The 13407-nt window shown below is 49.4% G+C and carries 17 protein-coding genes; 16 read left to right on the top strand and 1 reads right to left on the bottom strand.

Going from position 1 to position 13407, the window contains the following annotated elements; all coding sequences use genetic code 11:
• Positions 1-47 precede the first annotated feature (47 nt).
• The 5 genes from B2M23_RS15890 to B2M23_RS15910 are packed head-to-tail and all read left to right on the top strand — an operon-like array spanning position 48 to position 5367.
• A complete protein-coding gene (locus tag B2M23_RS15890; protein ID WP_227207240.1) occupies positions 48-905 on the top strand; it encodes a nucleotide-binding protein in 858 nt (285 codons plus the stop codon).
• On the top strand, positions 886-2430 hold the full coding sequence (locus B2M23_RS15895; protein WP_038353821.1) for a nitrogenase component 1: 1545 nt from the start codon (positions 886-888) through the stop codon (positions 2428-2430). Before B2M23_RS15890 ends, B2M23_RS15895 begins: the two co-directional genes overlap by 20 nt.
• Positions 2431-2451: 21 nt before the next feature.
• Positions 2452-3540, top strand: coding sequence for an ABC transporter substrate-binding protein (locus B2M23_RS15900; RefSeq protein ID WP_038353820.1), 1089 nt, complete (start codon positions 2452-2454; stop codon positions 3538-3540).
• A 19-nt stretch (positions 3541-3559) separates the two neighbouring features.
• Positions 3560-4597: a FecCD family ABC transporter permease gene (locus tag B2M23_RS15905; RefSeq protein ID WP_038353819.1), complete on the top strand. Its 1038-nt coding sequence runs from the start codon at positions 3560-3562 to the stop codon at positions 4595-4597.
• Positions 4594-5367 carry an ABC transporter ATP-binding protein gene (locus B2M23_RS15910; protein WP_038353818.1) on the top strand — a complete coding sequence of 258 codons (774 nt, stop codon included), beginning with the start codon at positions 4594-4596 and terminating at the stop codon, positions 5365-5367. Before B2M23_RS15905 ends, B2M23_RS15910 begins: the two co-directional genes overlap by 4 nt.
• Positions 5368-5436: 69 nt before the next feature.
• On the opposite strand, the gene B2M23_RS15915 is transcribed toward B2M23_RS15910, so the two are convergent.
• On the bottom strand, positions 5437-5730 hold the full coding sequence (locus B2M23_RS15915; RefSeq protein ID WP_038353817.1) for an ArsR/SmtB family transcription factor: 294 nt from the start codon (positions 5728-5730) through the stop codon (positions 5437-5439).
• 194 nt (positions 5731-5924) lie between these two features.
• Here B2M23_RS15915 and B2M23_RS15920 point away from each other — a divergent pair, with 194 nt between their 5' ends.
• The 11 genes from B2M23_RS15920 to B2M23_RS15970 all read left to right on the top strand — a co-directional run bounded on the left by B2M23_RS15920 (position 5925) and on the right by B2M23_RS15970 (position 13252).
• Positions 5925-6296: a hypothetical protein gene (locus B2M23_RS15920; RefSeq protein ID WP_038353816.1), complete on the top strand. Its 372-nt coding sequence runs from the start codon at positions 5925-5927 to the stop codon at positions 6294-6296.
• A gap of 2 nt (positions 6297-6298) precedes the next feature.
• Positions 6299-6589: a 4Fe-4S dicluster domain-containing protein gene (locus B2M23_RS15925; protein WP_038353815.1), complete on the top strand. Its 291-nt coding sequence runs from the start codon at positions 6299-6301 to the stop codon at positions 6587-6589.
• The gene (gcvH, locus tag B2M23_RS15930) at positions 6586-7434 is read left to right on the top strand and encodes a glycine cleavage system protein GcvH (RefSeq protein WP_038353814.1); all 849 of its coding nucleotides are present in this window, start codon (positions 6586-6588) and stop codon (positions 7432-7434) included. Before B2M23_RS15925 ends, gcvH begins: the two co-directional genes overlap by 4 nt.
• Positions 7424-7825: a putative zinc-binding protein gene (locus B2M23_RS15935; protein ID WP_038353813.1), complete on the top strand. Its 402-nt coding sequence runs from the start codon at positions 7424-7426 to the stop codon at positions 7823-7825. Before gcvH ends, B2M23_RS15935 begins: the two co-directional genes overlap by 11 nt.
• 3 nt (positions 7826-7828) lie before the next feature.
• Entirely contained in the window at positions 7829-8227 is a 399-nt protein-coding gene (locus B2M23_RS15940; RefSeq protein ID WP_038353812.1) for a putative zinc-binding protein, read from the top strand.
• Positions 8228-8484: 257 nt separating this feature from the next.
• A complete protein-coding gene (locus B2M23_RS15945; protein WP_038353990.1) occupies positions 8485-9363 on the top strand; it encodes an SIR2 family NAD-dependent protein deacylase in 879 nt (292 codons plus the stop codon).
• 41 nt (positions 9364-9404) lie between these two features.
• Complete coding sequence (locus B2M23_RS15950) at positions 9405-10250, top strand: transporter substrate-binding domain-containing protein (protein ID WP_052237446.1); 846 nt, start codon at positions 9405-9407, stop codon at positions 10248-10250.
• Positions 10251-10267: 17 nt separating this feature from the next.
• Entirely contained in the window at positions 10268-11008 is a 741-nt protein-coding gene (locus B2M23_RS15955; RefSeq protein WP_038353811.1) for an amino acid ABC transporter permease, read from the top strand.
• On the top strand, positions 11005-11718 hold the full coding sequence (locus B2M23_RS15960) for an amino acid ABC transporter ATP-binding protein (RefSeq protein ID WP_038353810.1): 714 nt from the start codon (positions 11005-11007) through the stop codon (positions 11716-11718). The genes B2M23_RS15955 and B2M23_RS15960 overlap by 4 nt, the downstream gene beginning before the upstream one ends.
• A 3-nt stretch (positions 11719-11721) precedes the next feature.
• The gene (locus tag B2M23_RS15965; protein WP_052237445.1) at positions 11722-12606 is read left to right on the top strand and encodes an ATP-grasp domain-containing protein; all 885 of its coding nucleotides are present in this window, start codon (positions 11722-11724) and stop codon (positions 12604-12606) included.
• Positions 12581-13252, top strand: coding sequence for a 4Fe-4S binding protein (locus B2M23_RS15970; protein WP_038353809.1), 672 nt, complete (start codon positions 12581-12583; stop codon positions 13250-13252). The genes B2M23_RS15965 and B2M23_RS15970 overlap by 26 nt, the downstream gene beginning before the upstream one ends.
• Positions 13253-13407: the final 155 nt, after the last annotated feature.

Consider the following 13407-nt stretch of genomic DNA (forward strand, 5'->3'; position numbering starts at 1 on the left):
ACTCTTCTGATGAATCGGTCAGAAGAGTTTTTTTAATGGGAGAAATTATGGAAAAAAGCAGTAAGAGAATTGCGTTTTATGGAAAGGGTGGCATTGGCAAGTCGACCATTGCGGCCAATGTATCCGCCGCCTTCGCCAAAATGGGAAAAAGGGTGCTGCACATAGGCTGTGATCCTAAGTCTGATTCAACGCGGTGTCTGATGAAAAAGCGGATTCCCACAGTCATTCAAAGGCTGAATGAGAAGGGGGAACAGCTGACAGCTCAGGATATCCTGTTTATGAGTGAGACGGGTGTGGCGTGTGTAGAGGCCGGAGGGCCGGAGGCAGGTATTGGCTGTGCGGGAATGGGGATCGCCACTACTCTGGAGACATTGGAAAAGCTTGGGATATTTGAAGCGGGCTGGGATTTAATCACCTATGATGTCCTGGGCGATGTGGTCTGCGGTGGGTTTTCAATGCCTATGAGAAAAAAGTGTGTGGATCAGGTATATATTGTCACCTCCTCTGAGCTGATGTCGCTTTACGCCGCCAATAATATCATGAAGAGCATTGTCCGGTACTCTGCCGGGACACAGCCGTTGTTTGGAGGACTGATCCACAACCGGGCACGTCCCGGTACGGATCACCAGGTTGTTGAGTGCTTTGGCGGCAAGACAGGCAGCCCGATTACGGCTTCTGTCTGCCAAAGTGACACGCTTCGTCTTGCGGACTATCGGAGGACAACTGTTTTTGAACAGCGAGAGGGAGAGGCGCTGCAAAAAAGCTTTATGACATTGGCCAAAGCCATAGCCAGCCAGACAGGGGGGATATGCCCGAAGCCGCTTGCCGACGCGGATATGGATAACCTGGGTGAGACTCTCTATCAGCTTGAGAAGGAGGACCGTCATGGGCGCAGCAGCTGTTGAGAAGGCGCAGCCAGGCATGGGAGATGAAACGCTGTCCAGACTTCTTTTCCAGACCGAGGGTGTGCGTGTTCTGGCAGTGGGGCCGCCGGCCTGTCTCCGAATTCTTTATTTCAGAGCGATGGAGAAGGAAGCGCTCAGCCGTCTGAGGCTCTGCCCTGTTTCCAGACTGGAGTACACACTTGGCAGTTATGCACCCAGGGTTCGTGGGATGATCGAGGAGCTTGTCATGACCAGTGGGACAAAAGGGGTGGTGCTCTATGTCTCCTGTCCAGATCTGCTCACACAGACGGATTTTGAAGCCCTGATATCAGAAGCGGATAACCCTCATCATGTGCCGGTCGCTGTTTTCAGGCGAGGCCCCATGGAAAAACGAAAGAGGAAGCCTGTGGAGCGGCTTGAAGAAATACTCCGGAGCTTTGAGACGGCTCGGGAAAACCACTGGGTTGGAAAGGATGCGCGCCTTTGTCCACTGCCGCCCCTGGCAGCAGATTACACCGGTGCGATGACGGCTTTTGAAAAGGACCGTGCGCTCTGTACCTGCCTGGTAACAGGCTCAGGCTGTGCCTCCTGCCCCAAATCCATTGACAATTTCAGCGGGAAGACCTTCTGGTATTCAAAGATGAATGACCTTCAGGTGACATTGGGTGCGGCTGAGAGCATTGAGAAGGGCATCGGGGCTGTCATGCGGGAAGAAAAGAGGCAATCGGCATTCATTGCCGGCACACCGCTGACTGCCATGACAGGTCTTGACGACAGTTCTTTCCCAGCGCTGAAGAAAAAAATATTCATACAGACCGATGGGTTTCAAGATGCCCTAGACGGCACCCGGCAAGCACTGTCCTCCGTTTCAAGACAGGAGATGCGGCGCTGTGAATACACCGAAAAGCGCATTAATCTTGTGGGATATACGCCCTTTCTTTTTGGAAACCAGCGGCAATTTGAGACGATCGCGCACGATCTGGAGCGATTGGGCTATGCTGTTTACTGGCTGGGCGGCGGAACGCTCTCGGACTTTAAAGACGCGCCAAAAGCAAAGGCCAACTGGGTCATCTCAGAAGCAGGCCTTGAGCTGGCAAAATGGATGGAAAAGCAGTATGGCACGCCATGGTTTTATCAGATGCCTGTCAGCGTGAGCGGCGTTCGGACAGCTTACCAGTACCTGGAAAGCATCACCGGAGACACCGCGTTTCAGGGCATTACCGAGGATCCGGCGCCTTTAGAGCAGCCGGTAAGAAACGCAGTGATGATCGGCAGCCATGAGCTGAACCGCCAGGTAAGCGTAGTTCTGAGAAATGAATTTAATGTTGAATGCACCATAGCTGAGACTTATTCTTTTGGGTGGCCTTTGGATAAAGAAGTGGACTATGTCATCGGAGATCCGCTGTATTTTCAGTATCTTCCTGAAGGTGCAGCGGTCAGGGTTCCTTTACCCTTTCCCGCACTTAGCGGAAACCGTTATGTAAGACGGGACTATTGTATCATTGGCCGAAGAGGACACCAGTATTTAAAACAGTTTTTTATGTAATCTAAAATAAAGGAGTTTAAAATGAAAAAAACATGGTTAAAAGCAGCAGGCCTGTGTCTGGCTGTCAGTTTGATTTTTGGAGGCTGCGCCAGCAGCGGAAATACCGCAGAAAATGCAGCCAAAGCGGAGGCGCGTGTCATAACCGATGAGGGCGGTAATCAGGTAGAGCTGCCGGAAAAGATCACCAAGGTGGCCATTACCCCGATTCCGTGGGCATCGGCAGTGTGGACGATTGACGGGGGAAGCGGCCGGATTGTGTCCATTAACCCCAGCGCGATGGCCCAGTATAAAAAGAGCTTTATGACTAAGCTGGCGCCGGAATTTGCGGATATTTCCACAGGGGAAATCTCCCAGGATTTTTCCATTAACATCGAAGAGCTTATGAAGCTTTCGCCAGAGGTGGCATTTATCTGGAATGACCAGGAGGCTGAGGCCGAAAAGCTGAAAGCTGTTGGCATTACCCCTGTGATGCTGAACTACGCCGAAAACCTTGAGAACCTGAAAAAGGACTTAGCCCTGGTGGGTAAGGTTCTGGACAAGGAGGATTTTACCCAGGAGCTCATCGATTACCACAATGATACCGAGACATATTTTACCAATAAAAAAGATATGACTGCCGCGGCAGATCAAAAGAGCGTTCTCTATCTGCAGAATAATAAGCTGAGCGTCGCCGGGTCCAAAAATATTAACAACTACCTCCTTGAGCTGACAGGCGGACGCAATGTTGCCGCTGGCTTAGAGAAAAAGTGGGCAGAGGTCAATATGGAGCAGATCATGGAATGGAACCCTGAGATTATATATCTCTCAAATTTTGACGACACCATGCCTGAGGATTTATATGAAAACAAAATTGAGGGCCAGGACTGGAGCAATATCGACGCAGTCAAAAACCATCGTGTTTACAAAACCCCGGTAGGGACTCTGCGCTGGGATGCCCCCTGTGTGGAAACACCGCTGATGCTTAAGTGGATGGGCAGCATCCAGCAGCCTGAAATCTTTTCGGACTATGATATTCGGAGCGACATTAAAGATTTCTACAAAAAGTTTTTTAATCACGATTTAACCGACGAAGAAATCGACACCATTTATAATGTAAAAGTAAACCAGTAAAGCTTGAAGAGGAGAGAATATGAATACAGCGGGACTTAAAAAGAAAATCAACCAGAAATACTATGCTGTTTTCGCTGGACTGATCCTCGTTTTGGTTTTGGCCGGGATTCTGGCTTTGTGCTTGGGGCGTTACTGGGTACCCTTTCCCGATGTGGTTAAAGTGCTTTTGTCCAGAGTTTTTCCGGTTCCGGGAAGCTGGGACGCCAATACAGAGAGCGTGGTCATGACCCTTCGTCTGCCGCGTGTGGCAGCAGCGGTACTGGTTGGCGGCTCGCTGGCTTTATCCGGCGCAGTTTATCAGGGCGTTTTCCAAAACCCTCTTGTGGCGCCGGATTTGCTGGGGGTATCCTCAGGAGCCTGTATTGGCGCTGCCCTTGCCATTCTTTTCAGTGTCGGTACCTTTGGTGTGCAGGCTGGTGCTTTTATCGGGGGTATTATCGCAGTCATGATCACAACCGCTATTCCCAGAATCATCAAAAACAATTCAAATATGATGCTGGTGCTGGCGGGTATCATTGTTACAGGGCTTATGAACTCCATTATGGGGATTATCAAATATATTGCCGATCCCGAGACACAGCTGGCAGAGATTACCTACTGGCAGATGGGCAGCATTGCAAAGGTGCTGCCAAACAGCCTTCTGATGATCTGCCCCGCAGTGCTCATCTCCACCGTGGTATTGATGGCCATGCGGTGGCGGATTAATGTGTTGTCCCTTGGAGAGACAGAGGCCAAAAGCCTTGGGATCACCATCAAAACAACACGGATGATCGTAATTGTCTGTGCGACACTGCTGACAGCCTGCTCTGTCTGTATCTGCGGGACCATCGGCTGGGTCGGGCTGGTCGTACCACATCTCGGCAGGCTTTTGGTAGGGCCTGATAATATGAAACTGCTGCCAGTCTCTTTTGTGGTCGGCGGGATTTTTCTGCTGGTGGTGGATACCATTGCCCGAACACTCACAAGCGCCGAGCTGCCCCTGAGCATTTTAACCGGACTGATCGGTGCGCCCTTCTATTTTTATCTGCTTAAGAAGCAAAGGATGAACCTCTCATGAAGCTGGAAGTCAATAATCTTAGTTTTAAATATTTAAACAGCCGCGTTATTTTTGATCAGGTGAATTTCGAACTTGAAAAAGGTCAGATATTATCTGTTTTAGGGCCAAACGGCGCAGGAAAATCGACATTGCTGAACTGTATTGGAAATCTGATGACACCGCAGAAAGGGATAATTCGGCTGAACGGGGAAGCCGTCGATAAAATGCCGCCCAAAAAGGTGGCACAGAGAATTGGCTATGTGCCGCAAATTCATATTCCCACCTACGAGTACACCGTCAGAGAGTTTGTAGTTATGGGACGCACACCCTATCTGGGAAAAATGCGCTCCCCGGGCGACGCCGACTACGAGCAGGTGGAGCGGGCGCTGGATATGGTAGGTATAAAGCATCTCATTGAAAAGCCCTATACGCAGATCAGCGGCGGTGAGAGACAGCTTGTAACCATTGCCAGAGCCATTGTGCAGGAGCCGGATTTTATCCTTCTGGATGAGCCGACAGCCCATCTGGACTTTGGCAACCAGATTAAGACCATGCGCCTTGTCAAAAAGCTGGCTGAAAAGGGATTTGGCATTATCATGACAACGCACAATCCCGATCAGGTATTCTATACCGGTGGCTTTGTTGCCCTGTTAGACCGGCAGGGAAAACTGCACTGCGGAGTGCCCGGGGATATCCTCACAGAGCCAGCTCTCACACAGCTCTATCAGGAAAGAGTCTGTGTGTTTTATTCGGATGAGCTGAAACGCCAGGTGTGTATATCGGGGATTTAATGGATGAAAAAACTGTAAATTAAAAAACGCGGCGGATACCCAGTGACAGGTACCCGCCGCGTTTTTTATTTATTTAAACTGGCTCAGATATTCCTGGCCCATGGCTTCTGCCGCGGCAATCAGAGCAGCGGTGCTTTTTAAGGCGACATGGTAGTGTGTCTGGACGCCAACCTTTTCGCTCTCAATGATGCCAGCTTCCTTTAGTATTTTCAGGTGCTGGGAAAGATTGGGCTGGCTGAACTCAAGGTTCTCTTTCAGCTCACAGACACAGTGGGGCTTGTCCAGTAAAAATTTAACGATTTTTAGTCGGATGGGGTGGCCCATTGCTTTTAATATTTTGACGGATAACGCTTCAATATCCATATTAAGCCTCTTTTCTATAATAATATAATTGATCTATTATATAATGATTATAGAGGATGTACAGCTAAAAAACAAGAGGCCCTGTGATTAATAAAAAGAAATTGACGTATTCCCGGTATAAAATGCCTTGACTTTCCCCTGAAAACATAATATCATAAATATATAATTAAATAATTATATAAAGAGGTGCTAATATGAATGAAGAATTACCGGGATTTATAATGTGTGTGTGTACGGGAAAATGTCCGGGATTTCAGGCGATGGATATATGGGATTTTATCAATCAGGTGCGTGTGGAGCTGCCAGTGGAATATGCCGTCATTCATCCGCAGCTGTGTGAGGAGGATGGAGACCGTTTTTGGGCAGATTTTTTAAAAACACATCGAAAACTTATGATTGGCGCCTGTGCGCCGAATATGCAGCGAAAAATGTTTAAGGATGCCTTTAAGGAGGCTGGGCTGGATATTGAAAAGGACGCGGTCATGCTGGATATCCGGGATATGACAAACGAGCAGGCCTTTGAAAAGGTTGAAAAAGCCCTTGAAGCTATGGGACTGGAGGTTTAAGTATGAGTGACACAACATTTATGGGCGTGGAAAGAAACCGGATTGACTGGTCCCCCCGCATTGATTACAGCAAATGCAACGACTGTATGGACTGTGTGGATTTCTGTCCGCACCGGGTATTTGAAGTGCAGGAGGGCAGCGTGCATCAGCTGGTGGTAAAAAATCCGGTAAACTGTGTGGTTTTTTGCCGTGCCTGCGGAAAGACCTGCGGTCCGGAGGCCATCACATTTCCAGATAAAGCAGCGACAACCCAGGCCATCAAAGCCATGCGGAGGGAGGATAAAAAATCATGAAAAAGGATTTTTGTGTGCTTCCCTGTAACGGGCTGGACAAATTCGCGGGATCGCTGACCCGCGAAGTCGCCCTTAAGCTTTTGGGGAATGGCGATCATGAGCTGATCTGCCCGGTGCTGTACCATGCCGCAGAGAAACGATACAGGAAAGCACTGGCTGAAAAGCCGCTGCTGGTCATCGACGGCTGTAATACGAAGTGTGCCAGCAAACTGGCTGCCGAAAAAAATTTAAAGGTATCGGAACGGATTAATGTAAGTGAGCGCGCCAGGGAAAAGGGCCTCTCGTTAACCGATTATCTGGAAATGGATGAATCCATCGAGGACTTTGTAAATGCCCTCGCCGAAGGTTTTGAGTCAAAGCCCGATGAGGGTGAAGCCTCTGTCTTTGAGATGGCAGGTCCCATCCATTACAGATCTTTTTCCAAAGGGAAGTTTGTTTTCAAAGTTCCTGAAAGCGATTATTACTTCAATGAGAATGACTGTTGGGCTCTTGTAAGAAACGGCATCGCCCGTGTAGGTGTAACAGATTTTGTCCAGCAGAACCTGTCCGATATTTTGTTTGTAGATTTTCCAGAGGTTGGGCGAAAGCTTGCGCAGTTTGACGATGCGGGCTCAGTAGAATCTGGGAAATCAATCTTTGAGCTGGTTTCACCGGTCAGCGGTGTGGTTACAGCCATCAATAAGGCCCTGGAGGAAGCCCCTGAGCTTATTAACGAAAGTCCCTATGAAGCGGGATGGATCGCGGAGATAAGGCTGGAGAAATGGGAGGAGGATACCGAAATGCTTATCCGTGATGAGGTGTATTATGAAATCATGAAAAGGAAGGTGGAGGAAATTGAAATCTAAGGTAAAGATTATTCCATGCAGCGGTATTGGAAAAGTGCTTGGGCTGATTGCCCGTGAAGCAGCCTTAAAGGTGACCGGTGAGCTGCTTCCTGAGACAACCGAAAGTATGTGCCTGGCCCACATTGTCACCGGCGATGACGAAGTTATTGCGAAAATAGAAGGACAGCCCTGTATTACCATTGATGGCTGTGCCAAATGCTGCGCACAGAAAAGTGTGGAGGCCGCAGGAGGAAACATCCGTAATAAGCACCGTGTGATTGATTTTATGAAACCGCACCGAGGTGAGGAACACGGCACCGGCACCCGTCTGTCAGAGGATGGCTGGCGATTTGCCGATGAGCTGGCAGGAGTTATGGCAGAAGAAGCGAAAGCAGTGATGGAAGGAGAATAGGCAATGAGCGAACAGAATATTGGGATTATCGCGTGCAGCGGTGAGGAATGTCTGGGCGGAACCCTTTCACGGCTGGCAGTCCGCAAAATGATGGAGGAGCTGAGGACTGGAGAGGTCAGCACCCTGTGCCTGCCGCTGTTTATTGCAGGCGGTGAGCAGGAACGGGCATTTGCTCAAAACCATCCAACCATATCAGTGGATGGCTGCAGGCGGTGCTGCGCCAGACGCGCCATTGAAAAATACAGCGGTGCAGTAGCAGGAATGGTCGATGTGGAGACGCTTCTGGGAAAAAGGATCGCGCTAAATGACAGCCTGGTTTCGACAAAAGATTTAACCGATGAGCAGCTTGAGCTTGTGAATGAGGTAGCAAAAGAAATTGTCCGGATTTTTGACACACTGTGAGAATGTACGGACGCTGGTAAAAAGGCCTTTCATGATTGGATGAGGATCATGAAAGGCTTTTTTTAATGGCACTTTTCAAAAAAGCCTTAAGGAAAGCTTAAAGAAAAAAGCCTGTAAAATCCCAATGGTTACCATTTGGAAACTACCCCACAATATTGTGCCTTCTTCACAGTCAGCAGACTCTGTTTTATGATATAGGTATGAAAAGAAATCATGAAACATGAAGCGAGGTGAGCATATTGCTTTTTAAAAATACGATGACAGGAGAAGAGGATAGAGCGCGAAAGACTTGCTGGCTGAGAAACGCCATTGAGACAGCGGATGCGGTACTGATTGGCGCAGGGGCTGGTTTGTCGGCTTCTGCGGGTATGACCTATTCGGGTGAGCGTTTTGAAAGGCTTTTTCCGGATTTTATCAGGGCTTACCATTTCCCGGATATGTATTCGGCAGGTTTTTATCCCTATGACACGCCAGAGGAGCACTGGGGCTACTGGAGCCGGTATATCTATCATAACCGCTACGAAGAGCATGACCGCAAGCCCTATGAAACACTCCTTGAGCTTGTCGGACATAAGGACTATTTTGTGCTTACGACCAATGTGGATCATCAGTTCCAGCTGTCAGGCTTTGATAAGAAAAGGCTGTTTTATACGCAGGGAGACTATGGCCTGTGGCAGTGCTCAAAACCCTGCTGCAGTAAAACCTGGGACAATGAGGCCGCAGTCAGGAGAATGGTCGCAGAGCAGAAGGACCGGCGGGTTCCATCAGCGCTTCTGCCGCATTGTCCGGTATGCGGCGCATCGATGGCAATGAATCTCCGCTGTGACAATACCTTTGTCCAGGATGAGGGCTGGTATGCGGCGCACAGCCGATATGAGGGTTTCATCCGCCAGCATAAAAACGCGAGGCTTTTACTTCTGGAGCTTGGGGTAGGCAGCAATACGCCGGTGATCATTAAGTATCCATTTTGGCAGATGACCGCAGAAAATCCGAGGGCGGCTTACGCCTGTATCAATCTGGGGGAGGCAGCCTGTCCGCAGGGTATGGCGAAGCAGTCTGTCTGTATCGACGGTGATATCGGGAAAGTGCTCTCAGAAGTTAAAAACAGTCGTTGCACTGAGGCCGAGGTGGTATAGTCTCTGGCGTGTATAGAGATTAAAAAAGTAAGGAGTAGACAATGAAAAAGATAACAGGCGTGTTTGTGAGTATTTTGATGGCGGTTTTGGTTTTTGCAGGCTGTTCTGGTCAGGGAAGCGGAGCGCAAGGCGATGAAGCCCCGCTTAAGGTTGCCATGGATCTGAAATTTCCGCCTTTTACAGAAATGGATGAAAATGGGAATCCCAAAGGGATTGAGGTGGATATCGCCAAAGCTTTTGGCGATTACCTCGGGCGTAAGGTCGAGATTATCAATACGGATTTTTCCATGCTTATTCCAGCGCTGGAAACCGGAGAGGCTGACATCGTCATCTGTGATATGACGATCAATGAGGAGCGGAAAGAAGTGGTTGATTTTTCAGAGCCTTATCTGTATGGCCGGACTCTGGCGCTGGTGGGCAAAGATTTTGCTGTACGGAACAATGTTACAGATGAAATGAAGCCAGAGGACTTCTTTGCCATTAAGGACGCCAGATATGTCGGGCTGGCAGGCACGATCTCCGTGTCGGTTCCCCAGAGCTATGGTGTCCCGGTTGAGGAGATCACAGATGTGGCCAGCGGTTTAATGGAAGTAAACAACGGAACCGCGGATGTGCTGGTGGGGGCAAACACGATCATTGGCGATCATGATGCTTATCCGGATACCACAGAGATTTACTGGGGCATTAAAGAATACAGCCAGTCCGCAATGGCGGTTAAAAAGGGCAATACCGAGCTGCTGGACCAGGCCAACGCTTTTGTAAAAAGCATGTACGAGGACGGCGGATTCTACAGGACAGCCGGTGATAAATACGACGAGGCGATCCACAATTATTTGAAGGATGACAGCCTGGGCCTTGATTTTATCATTTATCCGCCGCAGCAATAGGGAAGGATGTGCGGAATATGGTAAGAAAGTACAGCAGGCCACTTCAATACCTGGCGGCAGGCGTTCTGTTTTTTCTTTTGATCCTCTATGTTCTGAGCCATACCACCGATCACCCGCGGTACCACCTGATTCTTGACCAGTGGCCCCTGCTTCTGAGCGGCGTAGGCTATACGCTGATGGTAAGCGCCATCACCCTGGTTCTGAGCGCTGTGTTTGGATTTATTATTTACCTGATGATGAAAAGCCGCATTCCTTTTATCAAAGGGATCGCGGTTGTTTTCAGAGAGATCATCATGGGAACGCCGCTCTTAGTCATGGTTTTTCTGGCAGTCTATGTGCTGGGGGAGGCCGTGCATGTAAACAACAAGTTTGTACTTGGCATTGCGGCCTTAACACTGTACACAGCCCCCTATGTGGCGAACTCCTACCAGAGCGCAGCGGAGGTGATTGATGAGGACCAGTATGTGGTCATGCAGCTTTACCATTTCACGGGCTTTCAGAAGTATTTTTATGTGATTCTGCCTCAGATGGTAAAGCCTCTGCTGCCGGCGTTCATCAATCACCTCTCAGGGATCATCAAGGGCTCCGCGCTGCTAAAGGTTGTATCCTTTCCGGAAATCGCCTATGTGATCACAGTGATCGCAGCCAAAAACTGGGCCTCGGTAGAGGGATATCTGGTGATGTGGATCGCCTATCTGGCTGTGACGATCCCGCTGTCGCTTTTGGCTCAGGTTATTGGAAGGAGGCTTTCAAAGTGAGAATAGAGCTGCAGCAGGTTACAAAAAAGTATGACATCCGTGTATTAAAAAATTTAAATCTTTTAATTAAAGATAAAAAGGCCGTTGGCATTATGGGCGCTTCGGGCTGTGGCAAATCAACCCTGCTGCGCCAGCTGGCAGGGATCGAGTTTCCAGAGGAGGGAACCATCAAGGTGAATGACACAGTGGTTAACCGGGAAACGGTTCAGGCATACCAGCGGGAGATCGGTGTTGTGTTTCAAAAGCACAACCTTTTTCCCCATCTGACCCTCAGGAAAAACATTCTTCTGATCCTTGAAAAGATTAAGCGTGTGAGCCCGGATGCGGCTGAACTTAAGGCCAGCGGTCTCCTTGACCAGTTTCATCTCACGGAGCAGGCCGATAAGCTGCCCCGACATGTGTCCGGTGGACAGGCCCAGAGGGCGTCCATCGCCAGAGCGCTGTGCACAGAGCCAGATCTTCTGTTTCTGGATGAACCGACAGCAGCCCTTGACCCGATTCTGACAGGCGAGGTTCTGGAGGCCATCACCGAGCTTAAGCATCTGGGAAAAGACTGTATTTTTGTCACGCATGAGATTGGTTTTCTCAAAAAGTTTGCCGATTATTTTGTGTTCATGGATCAGGGAGAAATCGTTGAGCATGGGCCGGCGGGGCTGCTCGAGTCGCCTGAGACAAAGAAGCTGGCTGCATTTCTGAGAAGGGAGGAATAGGAAATGGTTGGGATTTTATACGAGTCAGAGGAATGGTCAAGCTATAAGCTCCTTGAGGAAATCCAGTCCTTTGGAATTGAGGCCTGTCTCATCAGCCTTGAGGAGGATCACGCCTTTGAGCTGGTTAACAGCTGTGATCTGCTTGTCAGCCGGATATTTGCCAGCGCGCAGTTCAGAGCGCATCACAAATCGCTGGAGCGCATGCCGGAGGTTATAAAACAGGCAGAGTGTAAAGGCATTCCGATACTCAATCCGCCCAGGGCGCATTTCTATGAAACCAGCAAAGCCCTCAGTACGGCCATTCTCAAACAGAAGGGGATTGCGGTTCCAGATGTCTACGGCGTGTTTCTGCCCAATGAGATTGACCCGGGAAGCCTTCGCTACCCCTGCATTATCAAACCAGACTGCGGGGGAAGGACCACCTGTACGGTTATCATCAGTGAGGCAGAGGCGCTGGCAGGGGCCGTGGCGGAGATACCAGCGGTCAGCATGATCGCGGAGGAATACATCCGTCCTGTCTATGGCTATATCACACGGGTCGAGGTGATCGGCGGAGAATGCCGTCTCATTTTAAAGCGCAGTGTGACAGCGGATGGATTGTCGGCCTATCACCTGGGTTCTGCCTACACCCACTATACAGACTGCCCCGAAAAGCTCAGACAGACAGCCGTAAGGGCAATGGAGCTTTTGAACATTGAATTCGGAAGCCTTGATATTATTGAGACAGAAAGGGACTTTTATATTATTGATGTGAACGCTGTCTCCAATGCGTCAGAGGACAATACCGAGATGTTTGGCTTTGACCTGATGGGGGAGACCGCAGCTTATATTGCAGAGCGCTTTAGAGAAATGGAGAAAAGAAATGATGACGATAAAAGAAATATATGAAAATTTTGATCAGATTGGCTGTGTGACTTTTTCAACCCTGGCGGAGAACGGTTATGTGGAATCGCGGATCGCCCATTTTTTCGCCTTTGATGAAGACGGGCTGTACTTTCGAACCATGGACGTTAAGCCGTTTTACAGAGAGCTGAAGCAGACGGGTAAGGTCAGTGTGTGCGGAATGTACCCCAGCAGTCAGGTGAGCCATGATGAAAATAATCTGCCCTCCTTTGTGCCGGGCTATACCATGCGGATCACCGGGGACATGCGGGAGCTCACAATGGACGAGGTGGAGGAAAAAGCCAGGGGAAGCCGGGATTTTAACGTGGCGGTCTATGACATCCAAAAATATCCCAGGACACGCATTTTTGTGCTCTACCGGGCCTGGGGAGAACGCTATGACTTTGATTACGCAAAAGAAAAGCGTGATCATAAGCTGGAACGTGAGCGCTTTGCCTATGGCGGAATGCCCTGTGTAAATCCGGGCCTGACCATAACAGACGCCTGCACCTCCTGTGGAAAATGCGCGGAAATCTGCTCTTTTGACGCGGTTGAGGAGGGTGAACCCTACAAAATTAACGGAAACCGGTGCGATGAGTGCGGCAACTGCTATCACAACTGTCCGGTAAACGCCATTCTTTCAAAAGGCTGAGATTTTATGGTTTCGGATAAAAAACGATGTGTTGAGAACACATCGTTTTTTATTGCCTTATTTTGTTTGTGCCGACATGAGGTTAAGGACAGCGAGCGGACCGCAAGGATCATTGAGCTGCTGCCACAGCATAAGCCCAAATGGGGAACATCCGA

Origin of the sequence: Eubacterium limosum (genome assembly GCF_000807675.2) — a bacterium.
GTDB classification, from domain to species: Bacteria; Bacillota; Clostridia; order Eubacteriales; family Eubacteriaceae; genus Eubacterium; species Eubacterium limosum.